The sequence below is a fragment of the Haemophilus sp. 27098_8_127 genome (assembly GCF_041433495.1).
In the GTDB taxonomy this organism is placed as follows: Bacteria; Pseudomonadota; Gammaproteobacteria; order Enterobacterales; family Pasteurellaceae; genus Haemophilus_D.
Genome location: NZ_JAPWBP010000001.1, coordinates 210,403 through 231,718, shown reverse-complemented (window position 1 = coordinate 231,718; position 21,316 = coordinate 210,403). Strand labels below are relative to the sequence as shown.

At 39.1% G+C, this 21,316-nt stretch carries 17 protein-coding genes; 11 read left to right on the top strand and 6 right to left on the bottom strand.

The features are described from left to right. Positions 1-26 precede the first annotated feature (26 nt). Complete coding sequence (gene sppA, locus O3746_RS01070; RefSeq protein WP_371447542.1) at positions 27-1,889, bottom strand: signal peptide peptidase SppA; 1,863 nt, start codon at positions 1,887-1,889, stop codon at positions 27-29. A gap of 110 nt (positions 1,890-1,999) precedes the next feature. Here sppA and O3746_RS01065 point away from each other — a divergent pair, with 110 nt between their 5' ends. Beyond that, positions 2,000-2,554, top strand: a complete 555-nt coding sequence (locus tag O3746_RS01065) for a nitroreductase family protein (RefSeq protein ID WP_308569085.1) — start codon at positions 2,000-2,002, stop codon at positions 2,552-2,554. A gap of 40 nt (positions 2,555-2,594) precedes the next feature. On the opposite strand, the gene O3746_RS01060 is transcribed toward O3746_RS01065, so the two are convergent. Further along, a complete protein-coding gene (locus O3746_RS01060; protein ID WP_049365909.1) occupies positions 2,595-3,680 on the bottom strand; it encodes a homoserine O-acetyltransferase in 1,086 nt (361 codons plus the stop codon). Between the two features lie 157 nt (positions 3,681-3,837). Here O3746_RS01060 and O3746_RS01055 point away from each other — a divergent pair, with 157 nt between their 5' ends. The 9 genes from O3746_RS01055 to yedE all read left to right on the top strand — a co-directional run bounded on the left by O3746_RS01055 (position 3,838) and on the right by yedE (position 14,516). Beyond that, positions 3,838-4,536, top strand: coding sequence for a vancomycin high temperature exclusion protein (locus O3746_RS01055; protein ID WP_371447539.1), 699 nt, complete (start codon positions 3,838-3,840; stop codon positions 4,534-4,536). Positions 4,537-4,704: 168 nt separating this feature from the next. Continuing rightward, on the top strand, positions 4,705-6,057 hold the full coding sequence (gene lysC, locus O3746_RS01050; protein WP_308569084.1) for a lysine-sensitive aspartokinase 3: 1,353 nt from the start codon (positions 4,705-4,707) through the stop codon (positions 6,055-6,057). A gap of 129 nt (positions 6,058-6,186) precedes the next feature. Then, a complete protein-coding gene (purA, locus tag O3746_RS01045; protein ID WP_005695883.1) occupies positions 6,187-7,485 on the top strand; it encodes an adenylosuccinate synthase in 1,299 nt (432 codons plus the stop codon). Between the two features lie 64 nt (positions 7,486-7,549). Continuing rightward, entirely contained in the window at positions 7,550-8,215 is a 666-nt protein-coding gene (locus O3746_RS01040) for a DUF484 family protein (RefSeq protein ID WP_371447537.1), read from the top strand. 163 nt (positions 8,216-8,378) lie between these two features. Continuing rightward, a complete protein-coding gene (locus O3746_RS01035) occupies positions 8,379-9,374 on the top strand; it encodes an ABC transporter substrate-binding protein (RefSeq protein ID WP_371447535.1) in 996 nt (331 codons plus the stop codon). A gap of 19 nt (positions 9,375-9,393) precedes the next feature. After that, positions 9,394-10,464, top strand: a complete 1,071-nt coding sequence (locus O3746_RS01030; RefSeq protein ID WP_371447533.1) for an ABC transporter ATP-binding protein — start codon at positions 9,394-9,396, stop codon at positions 10,462-10,464. 11 nt (positions 10,465-10,475) lie between these two features. After that, on the top strand, positions 10,476-12,170 hold the full coding sequence (locus O3746_RS01025; RefSeq protein WP_014065220.1) for an iron ABC transporter permease: 1,695 nt from the start codon (positions 10,476-10,478) through the stop codon (positions 12,168-12,170). 17 nt (positions 12,171-12,187) lie between these two features. Continuing rightward, positions 12,188-13,246, top strand: coding sequence for an ABC transporter ATP-binding protein (locus tag O3746_RS01020; protein WP_294789926.1), 1,059 nt, complete (start codon positions 12,188-12,190; stop codon positions 13,244-13,246). 208 nt (positions 13,247-13,454) lie between these two features. Next, positions 13,455-14,516, top strand: coding sequence for a YedE family putative selenium transporter (gene yedE, locus O3746_RS01015; RefSeq protein ID WP_197553960.1), 1,062 nt, complete (start codon positions 13,455-13,457; stop codon positions 14,514-14,516). Between the two features lie 93 nt (positions 14,517-14,609). Here the strand turns inward: yedE and ilvN are convergent, their stop codons facing one another. The 3 genes from ilvN to fabB form a co-directional block, all read right to left on the bottom strand. Beyond that, positions 14,610-15,101, bottom strand: a complete 492-nt coding sequence (gene ilvN / locus O3746_RS01010; protein ID WP_005695880.1) for an acetolactate synthase small subunit — start codon at positions 15,099-15,101, stop codon at positions 14,610-14,612. Further along, on the bottom strand, positions 15,101-16,825 hold the full coding sequence (locus O3746_RS01005) for an acetolactate synthase 3 large subunit (protein ID WP_049367501.1): 1,725 nt from the start codon (positions 16,823-16,825) through the stop codon (positions 15,101-15,103). The genes ilvN and O3746_RS01005 overlap by 1 nt, the downstream gene beginning before the upstream one ends. Before the next feature lie 370 nt (positions 16,826-17,195). Further along, entirely contained in the window at positions 17,196-18,416 is a 1,221-nt protein-coding gene (gene fabB / locus O3746_RS01000) for a beta-ketoacyl-ACP synthase I (protein WP_111315755.1), read from the bottom strand. Positions 18,417-18,598: 182 nt separating this feature from the next. Between fabB and mnmC the strand changes: the two genes are divergently transcribed. Then, complete coding sequence (gene mnmC / locus O3746_RS00995; protein WP_178161418.1) at positions 18,599-20,608, top strand: bifunctional tRNA (5-methylaminomethyl-2-thiouridine)(34)-methyltransferase MnmD/FAD-dependent 5-carboxymethylaminomethyl-2-thiouridine(34) oxidoreductase MnmC; 2,010 nt, start codon at positions 18,599-18,601, stop codon at positions 20,606-20,608. A 33-nt stretch (positions 20,609-20,641) separates the two neighbouring features. Here the strand turns inward: mnmC and O3746_RS00990 are convergent, their stop codons facing one another. Continuing rightward, a complete protein-coding gene (locus O3746_RS00990) occupies positions 20,642-21,316 on the bottom strand; it encodes a tetratricopeptide repeat protein (protein WP_371447529.1) in 675 nt (224 codons plus the stop codon).

Here is a 21,316-nt window from a genome sequence, read left to right as displayed (position 1 = left end):
TTCCGCCCTTTTTTATACTTTATGAATTACTTAACTGAACCACAATTTAAACAATATAAATACTGCCCTTTTGGATCATTAAATTGGCTTAACACATTCAGTTGTTTTTTCACTTGGTGCACTTCCTGTGGCAGTCCCAACCAATTTGTCAGTAACGCTTGACCTTTTTGTTTAAGCTTGCGATCTAATTTAGCAAAGAAACTATTATCTTCATCCACCAACCATTGCACACTAAAATTATCCATGTATTTATCAGGATGTTGATTGACTAGTGCGACCACTTTATCAATGGCTACATCAATATCGCCTAATTCATCCACTAAGCCATTTTTCTGTGCATCTTGCCCTAACCACACTTGGCCTTGAGCAATTTTATCCACTTTATCTTTTGATAATTGACGACCACGGCTTACCACCTCTAAGAAACGATCATAACCATTTTCGATGCTAAGTTGATAAATATCCTGTGTATTTTTACCTAATGGACTTAAAGCTGACGTTTCCGCGAGATCCGTTGTCGCTACACCATCAGTACTCATTCCCATTTTTTTGATTGTATTTTCAAAGGTTGGGAATAATGCAAAAATCCCGATTGAACCCGTAATCGTATTTTTATCTGCCACAATATAGTCAGCAGTTGAAGAAATCCAATAACCACCAGATGCTGCCATGCCCCCCATTGATACCACAACAGGTTTACCTGCTTTCTGAAGGTTTTCAGTTTCTTGGCGAATAATTTCAGAGGCAAACGCACTGCCTCCCGGTGAGTTAACGCGCAGAACAACCGCCTTCACTTTCTCGTTATTGTAGGCTTGTCTCAATAACTTCGCGATGGTATCGCCACCAGCTGATTCTTCATCGCTTTCACCATCAATAATTGTCCCTTCGACATTCACTACCGCAACGATATTTTTTTCATTTGGATCAACAGAGAAACGATCGCCTAAATCAGATAAATAATCTTCAAAATCCACTAATTTGGCTTTGCCTTCTTCACCTTGACCGAAAAGTGCGGTCAATTTTTTATCTAAATCCAATCTTGTCGCAAACTGTGTCACTAACTGACGTTTTTTCACATAAGCCGTTTCATCACCTTTTAACGCTTTTAAATCACTAATATATTTTTGTGCATTCGGTAATACATCATTGGCGGTAATATGGCGATTAACCATTAGTGTTTGCATATAGTTTTGCCACATGCCACCAAGCCATTTTTGCATATTCGCTTTTGCTTCTGGCGACATATCATCACGCAAGAAAGGTTCTACCGCGGACTTATATGTCCCTACACGGAAAATATGAGGTGTGATTTCAAGTTTTTCGAGCATGGATTTAAAGTAAAGATTTTCCTGACGCAAACCTTGAATACCGACTTGGCCAATTGGATTGAGATAAATGTCATCCGCAAAACTCGCGAGGAAATACTGTGCCTGTGTGTAATTGTCAGCATAAGCAATAACCGGCTTTTCTGACTCTTTGAAGCTTTGAATCGCTTTTCCTACATATTCTAATGAGGGAAGATCGCCCCCTTCAAAGTCATTTAAATTCAGCACTAAACCACGAATTCGTTCATCATCTTTCGCAGATAAAATACTTTGCACCACATCAAACGTAGAATATTTATACGAGACCTTTTCATTATTTAAACGTTGAAACTCCTCTTGCCAACTCAACATATCCTCTGTGTTATCTGCAAGATAGCCTGTTAAATTTAAATATAATGCACCTTGATCGCCTGATAAAACTTGGCTTTTCTTACCATCACTAAAAAGGCTGACGAGCACAATCAATGCTAAAACAAACAGTAAGAACACAAAATTCATCACAAGATTTCGGATAAAATTGAGCGCTTTACAACAAAATTTCAATACGCTTAAGATGACATTCATGCGAAATTAAACCTTTAAAACAGAAATAAAAATTGTGCGTAGCCTATCATAAAGTCCTATGAAAAACTATGCTATAATCAACCGCACTTAACTAGAAGAAGGAAAATACTATGGATGCATTAACCCTTTTAACACAACGCAAATCGAATAAAAAATTAACTGCACCCGCACCAAGCCAAGTGCAATTAGAACAAATGTTTCAAGCCGCTTTACATGCACCTGATCATGGTAAACTTGAGCCTTATCATTTTGTGGTAATCCAAGGCACAGGTTTAAGTAAATTGGAAAGCTTGCTCAAAGCGGCGGTGACTGAATTTGATTTAGGTGAAGAACGATTAAAAAAAGCAGAAAATTTTGCACGCCGTGCGCCGATGGTCATTGCGGTGATTGCTAAAATTAATCATGAAGTGAAAAAAGTACCAGGTTGGGAACAAATGCTTACTGCAGGTGCAGCAACTTATGCGATTCAACTTGCGGGCAATGCATTGGGTTTTGAAAGTTTTTGGGCAACTGGTCCTCTCGTTGAGGGACATGAATTACGTGAAGCATTTGGTTGTGACAAAAATGATAAGATCGTTGCCTTATTACAAATTGGTACCGCAGCTGAAAAATTAGAAAGAGACTGTAAACCAAAAGATTTATCACGTTTTGTGAGCCATCTATAAAGATCAAAAAAGGCGGAGATTTCCGCCTTTTCTATTCATGTTATTCAAACTCGCCTTCTAATCCACTTCGGATTTTATTTTCAAACGCTGTATAGTCCACTAAAAACGCATCGTGACCATAATCCGATGGGAATTCGTAAAATCTTAAATCCACGCCTGCTTGCTCTAAAAGCTGTTTACTTTTATGCAAATCAATGGATTTAAATAGTTGATCTGTCGTCACTGAAACTAATGTATAACAGGCTTTAATTCGGGATAAGGCTTCTTTTACGTCTGTATACCCTACGCTTGGATCATACAGATCGAGAGCTCGCAATAAATGCAAATAGGTGTTGGCATCAAAACGCTCTAAGAATTTTTTACCTTGATAACTCAAATAGGATTCCACTTGAAAGTGATCACCCCAAAATTGTCCTTCAGATTTAGTCGCTCGTCCAAATGCCTTGGCTAACTGTACATCTGTCCGATACGTTAACATTCCCAACATACGAGCAATAGAAAGACCTTGATTAGGCGGTGTCCCTTCATAATAATCACCATTATTAAAATTCGGATCATTAATGACAGCCTGACGCATCACATGATTAAACCCAATAGCTTCCGCACTGAAGAAAATTGAAGAGCAAAGATTCACAATATTATCCATAAAATCCGGATAATCAATTGCCCATTGTGTAGCTTGCATACCGCCAAAAGAGCCGCCCACTATCGCTTTTAGATGTGTTATACCGAGATAGTCAAGTAACGCTTTTTGTACTTTGATAATATCTTGAACAATAATATTGGGGAACTGACTACCATAAGGTTTTCCCGTAGTGGGATTAATTGAGCTTGGTCCCGTTGTTCCTTTACAACCGCCTAATACATTTGAACAAATGAAAAAATATTTAGATGTGTCAAATGCGAGGCCATCCCCCATAAAATTTTGCCACCAACCATCTTTATTCGGTTCATCAAAATAAGGTTCTGCATCTCCCGTTAAGGCATGACAAATCAATACAGCATTGCTTTTATCTGCATTTAAAGTCCCGTAAGTTTGATACGCGACATTGATAGGCGAAAGCTGCCCACCCAATGTTAATTGGAGGGGATTGTCTTGAAAAAGCACGACATTTTGCACAGCCATTAAAATGATAACCTTTTACGTTGATGATTTACCAATTATCAACAGCTCATGTTTTTTGTCAAGAAATTTTAGACGTTTAGACGTCTAAATATTTCCTTATCAATTTAGTAAACAAATTACACTTGAAATTATTTTGCTTTTTCAGTATGTTAGCCATATGCAACTATCCAAAATGCTGTCAAAAATGACCGCACTTTCATGGCTCTCTCGCCTTCCGCTGAAAAAACTCCTCGGCTACGCTTTGGGGTTAGGTTTACTCGTCTTGATTGGTTGTTTCACCATTGATCGCGCTGTGAGTTTCTATGTACAGGATCGAGTTTATGAAGACGTTGAAACACTCCCACATCGTCACTATGCATTAGTATTGGGCACATCCAAATATGTTGCCAAAGGTAAAACCAACAAATATTACGACTACCGTTTAGAAGCATCAAAATACTTAATCGATCAAAATAAAGTTGATTATTTACTGCTAAGTGGTGATAACCGCACGCTTCAATATAACGAACCTCGTACCATGTTTTTGGACCTACGTAAAATGGGCGTGTCTGAAAGCGTCATGTTTAAAGATTTTGCAGGATTCCGTACCTTAGACTCGGTTGTGCGAGCCAATAAAGTTTTCCAAGTTCCTTCCTTTACGATCATCAGTCAAAAATTCCATTGTGAACGTGCTCTGCTTATTGCTAAACATTACGATATTGATGCCATTTGTTTCACCGCAAAACAGCCTGAAGTTTATTTTGGGACGCGTGTCCGCGAAATGTTTGCTCGCGTGAAAGCCGTATTAGACTTAATCATTGGGGTAAAACCTTATTTTCTTGGCGCTCCAGAACCACTGCCAATGCCTGCTGAATAGTTAATAATTATTTAATTTTTACCCTATTTAATCAAAAAAGATCTAAATAAAAAGATTTTTATACGATTTTTTATCATATTTATTTGACAATTTTTACTTAAATCGCTATTTCTAATAGCCATCATAAAACACAACATCTTACTTTTTTTCATTTTAGAGGATTATCTTATGTCTCATTTATCGGTAGCAAAATTTGGTGGTACATCCGTCGCGAACTATTCCTCGATGCAAGCTTGTGCCAAAATCGTCATTGCAGATCCTAATACTCGCGTTGTCGTGCTTTCTGCCTCTGCTGGCGTAACAAACTTATTAGTTGCCTTAGCCAATGGTGTCGAAGCTGAAGAGCGCGCGAAATTAATTGGTGAAGTCCGCCAAATTCAAGAAAACATTTTAAATGAATTAAAAGACGACAGCCGTGTTCGCCCTATCATCGAAAAATACTTAGAAAATATTACCGCACTTTCTGAAGCAGCTAGCCTTGCAACATCACTTGCTTTAACTGATGAGCTCATTAGCCACGGTGAAATGATGTCAACGCAAATTTTCATTGAAGTATTAAGAGAATTACAAGCCTCTGCGACTTGGGTGGATGTTCGTACTTTAGTGGCGACTAATGATAACTTCGGTAAAGCCGCACCAGATGATGCACAAACTCAAGCGAACTGCGATAATTTATTAAAACCATTAATCGACCGTGGCGAATTAGTCATCACTCAAGGCTTTATCGGTCGTGAACCAGGCGGTAAAACGACTACTTTAGGCCGTGGTGGTAGCGACTACTCTGCGGCACTTTTAGCAGAAGTATTAAACGCAAAAGATGTCTTAATTTGGACGGATGTGGCGGGTATTTATACGACCGATCCACGTATCGTACCAAATGCACAACGTATTGATACCATGAGCTTTGCTGAAGCCGCTGAAATGGCAACCTTTGGGGCGAAAGTATTACACCCTGCAACGTTACTTCCTGCTGTACGCAGTAATATCCCTGTTTATGTGGGTTCAAGTAAAGCACCAGAAGCTGGCGGTACTTGGGTAACACGTGATCCGCAACCTCGTCCGACATTCCGTGCCATTGCATTACGTCGCGATCAAACCCTATTAACGCTTTCAAGTCTCAGTATGTTACATGCACAAGGCTTCCTAGCGAATGTATTCACTATCTTAGCGAAATATAAAATTTCTGTGGATACGATCACAACCTCTGAAGTAAGCATTGCATTAACCTTAGATAAAACAGGTTCTGCTTCATCTGGTGTTGAATTACTTTCACCTGAATTACTAGAAGAATTAAGCCAATATTGTACCGTGAAAGTGGATACCGGCTTATCGCTTGTCGCATTAATTGGAAATGATTTACACCTCGCTTCAGGTGTGGCAAAACGTATTTTTGACACTCTTGAAGGCTATAACATTCGCATGATTAGCTATGGCGCAAGCACCAATAACATTTGTATGCTAGCACATAGTGACAAAGCAGATGACGTGGTTCGTTCATTACACAAATCATTGTTTGAATAAAAAATTTACTGAAAGTGCGGTTAAAAATAACCGCACTTTTTTACGTTTAAAATTTGAGATTACAACCAAAAAAGAGTAAAGTAATCGTTTGTCTGATTTATAAACTTACGCAAACTTAAGGCGGAAATTATGGGAAAAAGTGTTGTTGTTCTTGGCGCTCAGTGGGGCGATGAAGGGAAAGGCAAGATCGTTGATTTATTAACAGATCGTGTTAAATATGTGGTGCGTTACCAAGGTGGTCACAACGCAGGTCACACTTTAATTATTAATGGTGAAAAAACCGTATTACGCTTAATTCCATCAGGTATTTTACGTGATAACGTGACCTGTTTAATTGGTAACGGTGTGGTGCTTTCTCCTGCTGCATTAATGCAAGAAATGGGCGAATTAGAAAGCCGTGGCGTAAAAGTACGTGAACGTTTATTAATTTCAGAAGCTTGTCCATTAATCCTACCTTATCACGTTGCAATGGATCACGCGCGTGAAGCCGCATTAGGTAAAAAAGCCATTGGTACAACCGGTCGTGGTATCGGCCCAGCTTATGAAGATAAAGTGGCTCGTCGTGGTTTACGCGTGGGCGATTTATTCAACCGTGAAGCCTTTGCTGAAAAATTAAAAAATATCCTTGAATACTATAATTTCCAATTGGTGAACTACTACAAAGTAGAACCTGTTGATTATCAAAAAACATTAGACGATGTATTCGCAGTAGCTGATATTATTACTGGCATGGTGGCGGATATCACAACCATCTTAGATACAGCTCGTAAAAATGGTGACAACATCCTGTTCGAAGGTGCACAAGGCACCATGCTTGATATCGACCACGGCACCTATCCGTATGTAACCAGTTCTAATACTACTGCTGGTGGCGTAGCGACAGGCTCAGGTTTCGGTCCTCGTAACCTTGATTATGTGTTAGGTATCATCAAAGCATACTGTACACGTGTTGGTGGCGGTCCATTCACCACTGAATTATTCGATGAAACTGGTGCTGAAATTGCCCGTAAAGGTAACGAATTTGGTGCAGTAACTGGTCGTCCACGTCGTTGTGGTTGGTTTGATGCTGTAGCGATTCGTCGCGCAATTCAACTTAACTCAATTTCTGGTTTCTGCATGACCAAATTAGACGTATTAGATGGCTTCGATGAAGTGAAAATCTGTACAGCTTATAAAATGCCAAATGGCGAAATCGTTGAATACGCACCATTAGCCGCAAAAGATTGGGAAGGCGTAGAACCAATTTACGAGACCTTACCTGGTTGGAAAGAAAACACCTTTGGTGTGACTGATGTAAATAAATTACCGCAAACTTGCCGTGATTACATCAAACGTATCGAAGAAGTAACTGGCGTGCCAGTCGCTATCCTTTCAACAGGTCCAGATCGTGTTCAAACAATGATTTTACGCGATCCATTTGCGGCCTAAAACCGCATAAAAATAAACCGCACTTTGGCATAACCAAGTGCGGTTATTTTTTAAGGAGTTTTTGATGACTGAACAAGATATTGCTGACTACCTAAAAAATCACTCTGATTTTTTTACTCATCGCCCGGAATTACTTCAACAGCTTACCATTCCACATAGCCATGAAGAAGGGACAATTTCGTTAGTCGAAGCACAACTTGCTCAGCAACGAGAACAGATCAAAATGCTTACTCAACTCCTCGAAAAATTTCATCAGCTTGCTCATCAAGAAGCTGATATTTTCTTTGCTCTCTTGCCTTTGCAGAAAAAACTATTTCAAACAGAAGACTTTATCTCTATCAATGAAAGGCTTGATGACTGGGCAAAAGGCTATGAACTAGAAGGTGCAAAAATCTTACTTTTCACTGACAGCTGGCAAAAAAAGGACACCATTCCTGAACAACATTGGCTAGACCGAAAAGCTTTTGAACTCATTCGACTAGAGCGTATGGGTTTACGCCAATTCTATTTAGGCGATCTCTCCAATAAAGAAAAAGCCCTAATGTTCCTCCCTGAAGAACTCCCTATCGGCTCTGTGGCAATTTGCCGTTTAGGTGGAACACCTCAAAAACCAACCGCACTTTTACTCTTCAAATCTCGAGACACAGACCGTTTCCACAACGACCAAGACACCACATTCCTTCGACATTTAGTTGATATTGTGGAATTGCATTTGGGAAGATGGATTTAGACATTATTAAGTGATCTCTATCACAAATCTGAAAATTATTTAAATTTAGACTTTTATATTCAAATATTTAAGCGTATTTTGTAGGTTAGATGTTTTGGTATAAATGTCGATCGTAGTTTGATCTCATTTACTGATTTTATCCCTATCTCAGTGAGGTTTCATTATGAATAAAAAAATGTCTTTAACATTGATTGCTATTGGACTAGGTATGTCACTTAGTAATATTGCTGCAGCACAAGAAAAATTAATTGTGTACACATCAATGAAGGAATCATTAATTGGAGCATTAAAAGCTAAGTTTACTGAAAAATATCCAGATGTTGAAATGGATTATCAGTCTGCTGGTGCCGGAAAATTGATGGCTAAAATTGCAACGGAAAAAGAATCCGGGAAAATTATGGCTGATGTAATTTGGACAAGTGAAGTACCTGACTTCTTCCAAATGAAAAAGAACGGCATGCTCGAAGCTTATGTTTCCCCTGAAACAAACAATATCGTTAATCCTATCCCTAATTTCGATGGTTCTTTTACCCCAATCCGCCTCGGCACACTAGCAATCGCCTACAATACGCGTTTCGTTAAAGATAATCCACCTGCTGAATGGGCTGATATCTTAAAACCTGAATATAAAGGTGCATTTGGTATTGCAAACCCTGCATTATCAGGTACGTCATATATGAGTGTTTCTCTATTAAAAGATAAATTTGGTTGGGAATTCTTTGAAAAATTAAAATCAAATAAAGCTAAAGTGGGTAAAGGCGCAGGACAAGTTATCGATGATACTGCATCAGGTGATTTGTTAGCTTCCTTAGCGGTTGACTATATTACCAATGATAAAATCAAAAAAGGTGCGCAATTAAAATTGGTCTATCCAAAAGAAATGCTTGTCATTCCTAGCCCTGCTGCAATCTTAAAAGGCACTGAACACCTTGCTGCTTCACAAAAATTTATTGACTTCTTACTTTCTGAAGATGGGCAAAAAATCATTGCAAATGAAGGAACATTACCAGTTAGAAAAGGTATTGAACTTGATGCTAAATTTGGTATGCCATCTCTAGAAGATGCCGTATCAAGAGCGATTCCTATTGACTATGAAAAATTAATGTCAGAAAAAGAAGAAACAATTAAACATTTCACTCAAATTCTTCAAGGTCGTTAATCAGTAAGGAGTAGTGATTATGGCAACAATTACATTTGAAAATGTATCCAAAAAATTCGGTTCAAATGAAGTGTTAAAAAATCTGTCCTTAGTTGTACAAGATGGAGAATGTTTTACGCTTCTTGGCCCATCCGGCTGTGGGAAAACTGTCTTATTACGCCTGCTTGCAGGATTTGATGTGCCAGATAGTGGCCGTATTTTAATTGATGATGTGGTTGTTGCCGATCCCGCTACAAATACGGATATTCCGCCAGATCAACGCGGTCTAGGTGTGGTCTTCCAAGATTATGCTGTTTGGCCGCATATGACTGTCTTTGATAATATCGCCTACCCTCTTAAATTAAAGAATATTGAAAAACAAGCTCTCCATAAACAAGTGATGGAAGTGGTTGAATTAGTTAATTTAACTGGTTTAGAAGAACGTTTACCTTCTCAATTGTCAGGGGGGCAACAACAGCGCGTTGCTCTCGCAAGGGCATTAGTTGCTAAACCATCTTTAATGCTCTTGGATGAGCCTCTCAATAATTTAGATGCCAATCTTCGAGAAGAAATGCGTTTTGAAATTAAAGAATTACAGAAAAAACTCGGTATTACTATTCTTTACGTAACACATGACCAAGAAATTGCCCTAGCAATATCTGATCGTTTGGCCATTATGAATGAGCATGGTGATATCCAACAAGTTGGAACACCATGGGACATTTATGAGCGCTCAGAAAATGAGATGGTATTTAAATTTATGGGACTCGCCAATTTCATTCCAGTCCGATACGAAAATAATCATCACTATATTGGAGAAGGTAATCAAATTTTAAACTGGAAAAACTTGCCACCTAACTCAGGGAAATTAGGATGTCGACCTTCCGATATCATACTAAGCAAAGGCAATGAAGGTTTACTAGGAAAAATATCAAGAGCCAGCTTTCTTGGCGCGGTAATGGATTATATGGTAGAGATTGATGGTGTAACACTACGAACAGAAATCCCAACTAATAAAGCATTACGTAATAATTTAATGTTCAATGAAGGTGAAAATTGCTTTATCAGTTTTCATGATTTGCTTTGGTTTGATTCTGCTAAAGAAATCTAGAGGGGTTTATTATGGCTACAACTATTCAAAATAATCATCCATTCAATATTGCTAACGTTATTCTAGCCTTATCTATCGGTATCTTAGTTATCGTTGTTGCGGTTCCTGTTTTACTTATTTTCCTCAATTCTTTTTGGGTTGATGGGCAATTTAATATCACCGATGTGGTGAATATTCTTAAGCAAGAAGAAACCTATGAAGCATTACTCAATTCACTTTTCATCGCATCTGGCGTAACTGTGATGAGTACGATTATTGGTACATTTTTTGCTTGGTTAGTGACTCGAACAGATCTACCTTATAAAGGTTTTATGAAAGTGATGTTCCTTGTACCTTTTATGCTTCCTTCCTTCATTGGGGCATTAGCTTGGAAAATGTTACTTTCACCACGTTCTGGCTACATTAACCAATTCTTCATGGATTTAGGATTTGATGGACCTATTTTTAATATCTATAGCTACGCCGGTATTATGGCTGTAGAAACGATGTATCTTTTCCCATTCGTCTTTATCCAAGTCTGTGGTGCATTAGAGCGCATGGACCCTACATTAGAAGAATCAGCGAGAATCTCAGGCGCAAGCCTCTTTACCATTACCCGCAAAATTACCATTCCACTCGTCATGCCAAGTATCCTTTCTGGTGCATTACTCATTATGCTCTATTCTATGGCTCACTTTGGTACAGTTGCTGTACTAGGCGTAGAAAATGGTATTTTTAACATTCCAACCCTCATTTATGAACGTATTCACCAAAGTGCGGGTAGTTTTGAAGCCATTCGTACCGGTACTGTACTTGCAACCGTTTTAGTATTCACTGCGGCACTGATTATTTGGTTACAAAACAAAATCTTAAATAAAGGTCGATTCCAAATTATTGCAGGTAAAAGCTTTAGACCTATCGAAGTAAAACTTCGTGGTTTAAGAAAACCATTGCTTGTTATTTGCTTACTCTACATCGCCTTTACAATCGTATTGCCTACAGTCACGATTTTCCTTGTTGGCGGATTAAAAACCTATGGATTGCCAATTACATGGGAAAATCTCACATTAGATAACTATAAATTCATCTTATTTGAATGGCAGTTAACAAAAGATGCAATTCGCAATAGTGTGACTCTCGGTCTCGCTGCAGCATTGATTACCATGTTTGCAGGGGTAATGATTTCTTATGTTATCGTTAAAATGCGTGTTCGCGGAAAAGGCATCCTTGAGTTCTTAGGGATGTTACCATTCTCCGTACCTGGCTCTGTCATTGCTCTTGGGGTGATCCTTGCCTGGAGTGGTAAATTTGGCATCAATCTCTACAACACAGTTTGGATTATTTTAATTGCCTATATCGCTCGTTATATGGCTTTCTCACTCAAAGCCAACTCTGCTGCACTTGAGCAAGTGCATGATTCATTAGTTGAAGCTTCTCGAGCATGTGGAGCAAGTATGTGGCAATCTTTAAAAGATATTGTTATCCCACTCGTAAGACCAGGGATGATTGCCGCTTTCTTCCTGATTTTCCTTCCTGCTCTACGTGAATTGACTGTTTCTGTTATGTTATATGGTCCTTCTACACGAACCATCGGTGTCGCAATTTATACTCTAAATGAAGACGGTGAAACGGTTTATTCTGCAGCATTAGCGGGTATTGCCCTAATAATTATTGTGTTAGGTCAAACTGTTATTAAACGTTATGCTGAAAAGAAAACTCAAAAATAGAAGGTTAGGAGTAAAAGATGAGCTATATTCAATTAAATCATGTCATGAAAAAATTTGGTGATGTTATTGCCATTGAAGATCTTAACCTTTCTATCGAAAAAGGCGAATGTTTCTCTATGCTAGGGCCATCAGGTTGTGGAAAAACAACTACCCTACGAATGATTGCAGGCTTTGAAGACTTAGATGGTGGGGAAATTAAAGTCGGTGATAAATTACTGTCATCGAAGAAAAACAATTTCTATCTCCCGCCAGAGAAACGCAATTTTGGCATGGTCTTTCAGGCCTTTGCGGTATGGCCACATATGACGGTATATGATAACGTTGCCTTTCCGTTAAAACTCAAAAATATTTCAGCCCAAGAAATTGAAAAACGAACAACTGATGCGTTAAGACACACTAATTTACTTAGTGTTGCCAAGAAAAGCCCTGATGATTTATCTGGTGGCGGAAAACAACGTGTGGCACTTGCTAGAGCATTAGCAATTAACCCAGACGTCATGTTACTCGACGAACCATTATCAAGTTTAGACCCACATCTTCGCGAAGAAATGCGGTTTGAAATTAAGGCATTACAGAAAAAATTTGGGTTCTCAATTATTTATGTGACTCATGACCAATCTGAAGCAATGGCACTTTCAGATCGTATTATGGTTATGAAGAAAGGGGCGGTACAACAAATTGATACCCCATTAAATATTTATAACAACCCCGCTAACAAGTTTGTTTTCAATTTTATCGGGTTATCAAATCAATTAAATGTAAACCTGTCATCACAAGGTATTCATATTGATAAAATTGATGGTATTTTTAATCTTCCAGAAATGCCAAATAATGACTTACTTTCACAAGGGAAAGCAATATTGGCAAGCCGTCCATCTGACATTGAATTTGTTCAACAAGGTGGAATTCCTGGTGTCGTAAAACGTCGTTCCTATCTTGGTGAAGTGACGGATTATAATATCCAAGTTGGTGATCAAGATATTCGTGTTCAAATTGGACGACGAGATACAGGTCCGAAAGAAGGAGAAGCGTGTCAAATAGCCTTTGAACATCTACATTGGTACCCGGCTGAATAATATATCCTAAGTGCGGTTAAATTTAACCGCACTTTTATTTTTTTACAGTAATTAAACAAGCTGTTCTCATTATCAATTAATCTTTGATCCTGCTCACAATTTCAAAAAAATAAACTTTCTTTATTTTTCAACTCTTTCTACAATACCTTTGTTTTTATTATTAAAAACACACAATTCAATTAACTTCAGATATCACAAGGGTCTAATTATGAAAATTTTAACTTGGCCTGTGGTTGCAGGTGCTGCACTTGGTATCGTTGCGCCACTTCTTACTTACAATGGCAATCCTGGTAATATGGGATTTTGTGCGGCTTGTTTCTTACGCGATACAGCAGGATCGCTTGGATTACACCACGCAGCCCCATTGCAATACCTTCGCCCAGAACTCATTGGATTAGTTTTAGGAGCACTCGCCAGTGCATTCTTATCTAAGGAATTTAAACCTCGTGGTGGCTCTGCCCCACTTGCTCGTATTAGCTTAGGCTTTTTTGCGATGCTTGGTGCGCTCATTTTCTTAGGTTGTCCATGGCGTGCTTATTTACGATTAGGTGGCGGAGATCTCACTGCAATTGCAGGTATCGTAGGATTATTTGCCGGTGTATTAGGTGGCATTTTCTTTGCTAATCGAGGATTCTCATTAGGTAAATCTAAGGAACAAAGCCAATCTTCTGGATTAATCGGTCCAATCTTTGCCGTGATTTTGCTTGTTTTAGCCTTAACCCAATTTAAATTTGGTGAAAATCTAGCGATTTACACCTCTGAAAAAGGCCCTGGTGCACAACATGCGGCTATTTGGATGTCACTTGCTGGCGGATTACTTCTTGGTGTGCTGATGCAAAAATCACGTTTTTGTACAATTGGGGCATTCCGAAACTTTGTCCTCTTCCGTGATGCACATTTATTAAATGGTGTGATTGCACTGATTGTCTTTGCAGCAATAACCAATGCCTTATTAGGTCAATTCCATTTAGGCTTTGAAAAACAACCTATCGCACATAATGACTATCTCTACAATTTCCTTTCTATGGCACTTTGCGGTCTTTGCTTTGCATTAGGCGGTGGTTGCCCAGGCAAACAATTAGTCAATATTGGTGAAGGAAATAATGACTCAGCATTATTTGTGCTCGGTATGCTACTGGGTGCAGCAGCGGCACATAACTTTGGTTTCGCAGCCGCTCCTACTGGCGTTCCAACCTTTACGCCTTATGTTTTACTTGCCGGTTTTGCAGTTTGTTTATATATCGCATTAACTAATAAATCGGAAGCTTAATATTCATTCAGAATAAACAAAAAGGAAGTCAATCATGACTTCCTTTTTTCATTTGCAAAAGTGCGGTCATTTTTAACCACACTTTCCATATCATTAGAGAATATTTTTCTCACCACGGGAAAGGCTAATTAAGCCTGAACGAACAATCTCAAGTAATGTACTTTCTTCCTTCACAGCCTCAACAAAAGCATCTAATTTATCTTTTGTACCAGTTAATTGAATCGTGTAGGATTTTGTTGTTACATCTACAATCTGACCGCGGAAAATGTCGGCTAAACGTTTTAACTCATCACGCGATGAACCCGTTGCACGAACTTTCACTAACAACACTTCACGCTCAACATGCTCATGTTCACTCAAGTTAATAACTTTAAACACATCCACTAATTTGTGAAGTTGTTTTTCGATTTGTTCGAGTACTTGCTCATCTCCCACCGCTTCAATCGTCATACGAGAAAGCGTTGGATCATCGGTTGGTGCCACAGTTAAGCTTTCAATGTTAAATGCACGTTGGGAAAATAAGCCGACCACACGAGATAATGCACCGGATTCATTTTCTAATAAAACAGATAAAATTCTACGCATTATTCTTTCTCCTCTTGTGGTTTGCTTAAAATCATCTCATTCATCGCCCCGCCGCGAACTTGCATTGGGTAAACGTGTTCGGTTTCATCAACGTTAATATCAACAAAGACCAATTTATTTTTAATACTGAAGGCTTCTTTTAATTTGCTTTCTAATTCATCTGGTGTAGAAATTTGAATTCCCACATGACCATAAGATTCGGCTAACTTCACGAAATCCGGTAAAGAATTCATATAAGTTTGAGAATGGCGGCCAGAGTAAATCAAATCCTGCCATTGTTTTACCATGCCTAAGAAGTGGTTGTTCAAACAAATTACCACAACAGGAATACCATATTGCGTTGCTGTTGAAAGCTCTTGGATATTCATTTGAATACTGCCATCACCCGTTACACAAACCACTGTTGCTTCAGGATGCGCAAGTTTCACCCCTAATGCAGCCGGTAAACCGAAGCCCATCGTACCTGCACCGCCTGAGTTGATCCAACGACGCGGTAAATCAAACGGATAATGTAATGCGGCAAACATTTGGTGTTGACCTACATCCGATGCCACATAAGCTTGGCCTTTTGTAATACGATATACGGCTTCCATCACTTGCTGCGGTTTAATTACGCCTGAAGTGCGGTCGAAATCCAAGCATTTTTTCGCTTTCCATTCATCAATTTGTTTCCACCAATCTTCTAATTGGTTTTGAGGACGCGAACCAATTTCTTCACCTAATAAGCTTAAGAACTCATCCAATACATTTTTCGCGTTACCTACAATTGGAATCGCAACAGGGACGTTTTTAGAAATAGAGGTTGGGTCAATATCAATCTGAATCACTTTTGCATTCGGGCAATATTTATCTAAGTTGTTAGTGGTACGGTCATCAAAACGAACTCCAACACCAAGGATTAAATCACTTTCATGCATGGCTGTATTGGCTTCGTAAGTTCCGTGCATCCCAAGCATACCTAAGAATTGTTTATCGGTACTTGGATACACACCTAAACCCATTAACGATGAAGTTACCGGTAAATTTAAACGTTGTGCAAATTGCGTTAATTCCTCATGACAGCCTGCTGCAATAGCACCACCACCGACGAATAAAACCGGTTTTTTAGCCACTAATAATGCTTTTAACGCTTTCTTAATTTGACCTTTGTGACCATTTACCGTTGGATTATAAGAACGAAGCTCAACAGATTTTGGATATTCGTAAGGATATTTTAAAGTTGGGTTTACGGTATCTTTTGGAATATCAACAACAACGGGACCAGGACGGCCTGTTGAAGCAATGTAAAAAGCTTTTTTCAAGATACCTGGAATGTCTTCTGCTTTTTTAACGATAAAGCTGTGTTTAACCACCGGACGAGAAATCCCCACCATATCACATTCTTGGAACGCATCACGACCGATTAAGCTACTCATTACCTGACCTGAAATGATCACCATTGGTACCGAATCTGTATAAGCGGTCAAAATCCCCGTAATCGCATTGGTTGCACCAGGTCCTGATGTGACTAACACACACCCCACTTTACCGGTCGCACGTGCGTAACCATCAGCCATATGCACCGCTGCTTGCTCATGACGGACTAAAATATGTTCAATCCCACCAAGGGTATGGATTGCATCATAAATATCCAATACGGCACCGCCTGGATAACCAAATAAATACTCAACGCCTTCGTCACGCAAAGACTGAACCACCATTTCCGCACCGGATAATTTCTTCATATTTTACTCCTAAAACTGACCGCACTTTTATTACTACGATTCTTTGTCAAAACAATGGAAACATCATACTGAAAGAAAATAACTTGTCTAGCATTTGAAAAAGTCTAAAAAAGCAACTTTAAAAGCATTAAAATCTGTTTCAATTTTAAAATATAGTTTTAAATAAAGCTTAAGCTTAGAAAAATAAGACAATACTAGTTTTATATAGAGATTTATAAAATAAAAATTTTTTATTCTTTTATTCAAAATTTTGAGGTAGATCACATTTTACGCGTCAATTTCTATGACGATTAAAGAGAAAGGGAGAGATTATAAGAAAAAACCGCACTTGGAAGACCCAAAGTGCGGTTAGATTTTAAGACGTTTTTAATTAGCCGTTATAGCGTTTGAACACTAAAGTCGCGTTTGTACCACCAAAACCGAAGCTATTGGACATAACAGTTTGTAAGCCAGCATTTTCTTTTGTTTCAGTCACGATATTGCAACCTTCAGCTGCTTCGTCTAATGTTTCGATATTAATGCTTGGTGCAATGAAGTCATTGTGTAACATTAATAAGGTATAGATTGCTTCGTGTGCACCTGCTGCACCTAAAGAGTGACCTGTCATTGATTTGGTTGAAGAAATCGCTGGGATTTTGTCACCAAATACATTTTTGATTGCACCTAATTCTTTTACGTCACCAACTGGTGTTGATGTACCGTGTACGTTAATGTAATCAATCGGGGTATCTACCGTTGCCATCGCTTGTTTCATACAACGCTCTGCACCTTCACCGCTTGGCGCTACCATGTCGTAACCATCAGAGGTTGCACCATAACCTACGATTTCAGCGTAGATTTTTGCACCACGTGCTAATGCGTGTTCTAATTCTTCAACCACCACAACTGCACCACCACCTGCGATAACGAAACCATCACGGTTTGCATCGTAAGCACGAGACGCTTTTTCTGGGGTATCATTGTATTTAGTTGAAACCGCACCCATTGCATCGAATTCTGTTGCACATTCCCAAGATAATTCTTCCGCACCACCAGCGAAAACCACATCTTGTTTACCTAATTGGATTAACTCAACTGCGTGACCGATACAGTGTGCAGACGTTGCACAAGCAGAGCTGATTGAGTAGTTCACACCACGGATTTTATAAGGGGTTGCTAAACAAGCTGATACGCTTGAAGCCATGGTTTTAGTTACTGCGTAAGGACCAATTGCTTTCACACCGCGTGGACCACGTACTGCATCACAAGCCACTAATTGGTTGTGAGCTGAACCAGTACCCGCACCGATTACAAGACCTGTACGGTCATTTGAAACTTGATCTTCTGTTAAACCTGAATCTTCAATTGCTTCACGCATAGAAAGGTATGCATAAGCTGCCGCATCACCCATAAAACGATACACTTTACGATCGATGTGCTCGCTTGGATCAAGTTTGATTGTGCCGGCAACATGGCTACGCATTTTCATTTCAATAAACTCAGGCACGACTTCAATACCAGATTTACCTGCTTTTAATGAAGCCAAAACTTCTTCTTTGTTGTTACCGATACTTGAAATAATACCAAAACCAGTAATTACAGCTCTTTTCATTCTTTATTCCTTATGATTTAGGGTAAATTTAGTTCAACTTACAGTTGTTAGCTGAACGCAATTTACTATGAAATGAAAATATTGCAAGCAATAATTCATTTGTTCGACCAGTTAAGTTTTAACCGACTCAAAATTTCCGTGCTATTATAAAAGAATTTGATAAGGCAAAAAAGGGCTAACACATGTTCACCATTCAGCACGCAAAAATTCATTTTAACCAAGAGAATACGCCTGTTTCGGATAAATTTGATGATGTGTATTTTTCTAATCAAGATGGTTTAGCGGAAACCCATTATGTGTTTTTAGAAGGCAATCAGTTGTGGGAACGTTGGGTTAATTATCAAGAAGCCCATTTTGTTATTGCTGAAACAGGGTTTGGCACAGGATTAAATTTCTTTGCTGTTACCTCGCTATTCCGTGAGTTTCGTCAGAAACATCCCGATTCGCCTTTAAAACGCCTTTATTTTATCTCTTTTGAAAAATACCCTTTGCCACTTGATGCGTTACAACAAGCTCATTTAGCCTATCCGCAATTTTCTCATCTAGCTCAGCATTTACAACAGCATTGGCTTAATCCCATTCAGGGTTGCTATCGTTTTCAGTTTGATGAAACCACGTTAGATCTTTGGTTTGGTGATGTGGCTGAAAATCTGCCGCAACTGGGCGATTATATGAATGATAAAATTGATGCGTGGTTTTTAGATGGTTTTGCGCCAAGTAAAAATCCAGACATGTGGAACGAGCAGCTTTATCAGCAAATGTTTCGTTTTACCAAGCCACAAGGCACCTTTGCGACCTTTACTGCGGCAAGTGCGGTCAGAAAAGGCTTAGAAAATGCAGGCTTTAGTATTACGAAACGAAAAGGCTTTGGTAAAAAGCGAGAATGTCTTTCTGGTCAAAAAACGCATGAAAAACTGACCGCACTTTCATTACCCTGGTTTCATAGTCAATCCGCGAATCTAAACAAGCAAGATATTGCCATTATTGGTGGTGGGATTGCCTCGCTTTGCACCGCCATTTCATTGGTTAAACGCGGAGCAAAAATTACGATTTATTGTGAGGATGAACAAACTGCCCTCAATGCATCCGGCAACAAACAAGGTGCCTTTTATCCGCAACTGAGTGATGATAACGAACGCAATATTCGTTTTTATATTCATGCCTTTGCCTATGGCCATCAATTCCTACAATGGGCAATTCAGCACAAAATCGAATTTGAACATGAATTTTGCGGTGTCGCGCTTTGTGCTTACAGCGACAAAGCTGAAAGTAAATTAAGTAAAATCGCTGAGCTGAATTTACCTTCTGATTTATATCAGTCTTTAAGCCAATCTGAATTAAGTGAAAAAGTGGGTTTACCGTTACCTTTTGGGGGCGGTTTTATTCCTCAAGGCGCTTGGCTTGCACCACGTCAGTTAGTTCAGCATGCTTTTGCCTTTTTAGAGAAACAAGGTGTCCAGATTAAAACATCACAAAAAGTAACCGCACTTTCACAAACAGAATACGGTTGGCAAATCACCACAGCTGAAAATGAAACTTTCTGCCATGAAGTGGTTGTTTTAGCAAACGGACATAAACTCACTGAGTTTGAACAAACACAAAAACTGCCACTCTATCCTGTTCGCGGACAAGTGAGCCAAATTCCGACATCGGAAAACTTACTTAAACTCAAAACCGTGTTGTGCTATGACGGCTACCTGACTCCAGTCGATCAAGCGAAAACCAGTCATTGTATTGGCGCAAGTCATGTTCGTGATAATGCGACTCGTGAATTTAGCCTAACCGAACAACAAGAAAACCAACAAAAAATTCAACAAAATATTCCTGAAGATTGGACAAGAGAAGTGGATACATCGGGCAATCTTGCTCGAATCGGTGTGCGTTGTTCAGTACGTGACCTCACACCAATGATGGGTATCGTTCCTCATTTTTCAGCTCAGCAAACACAATATCAGAATTTGTTTAATTTACGACGCCGTAAGCAGCCAATAGAACAGGCTGAAAACTACCCTAATCTCTATTTAATCGGCGCATTAGGCTCTAGAGGATTAACTTCTGCGCCGTTTTTAGGGGAAACACTGGCTTCCTTAATTTATGGCGAGCCCTTACCAATGAGTGAAGATCTGATTCATAACTTAATGCCAAACCGCAGTTGGGTCAGACGCTGGTTAAAAGGGGCGGAGGTGAAATAAAAAAAGTGCGGTTAAAATCAACCGCACTTTTTCTTAATACAAGCTTAAACGTTGTAATCGCTGTCTGGCGATTTCTTTGATTTCATCCTTTTTCGCCGTATTCATAATTTCCAAATAAATCAATTTGGCCAAGCCAATATTAACTTGTGTTCCAATCCCTTCTTCATACAAACGAGCTAAACGGAATCGCCCCTCATTGCTGCCCGCATTCGCAGCTTTTTGGAACCATTCAAAGGCTTTGGTAAATTCTTTCTGATTGGTATAAATTTCCCCTAATGTAAGCATAGCATCAGGATCTTTTGTTGCACTGGCTTCAAATAATTTAATCGCTTGAGCGGTATTTTGTTTCACATAGTTGTTGCCGTTGAAATACATGACTGCCAAATTATTGATAGCCTTAATGCTGCCTCGTTCAGCAGCTTCGCTAAACCACCAATAAGCCAACTCTTTATTTTCATCCACTCCACGGCCTAAATTATAAAGCATCCCTAAATTGCTTTGTGCTTGTAAATTACCTTCCAACGCAAGAGGATACATAATTTCAAAAACCGCTTTCCAATCTTGTTTCTCTGCCAGTTTTTGCGCCAGATCCATTTTTTGCTGATCCGTCATTTGCGCTTTATCAACCAAATCAATGGTTTTCATGGCAAATGCTGAACTGCTTAAGGTGAGCGTGGTGAGGAGTAAAAGTTTGGCTAATGTCTTCAT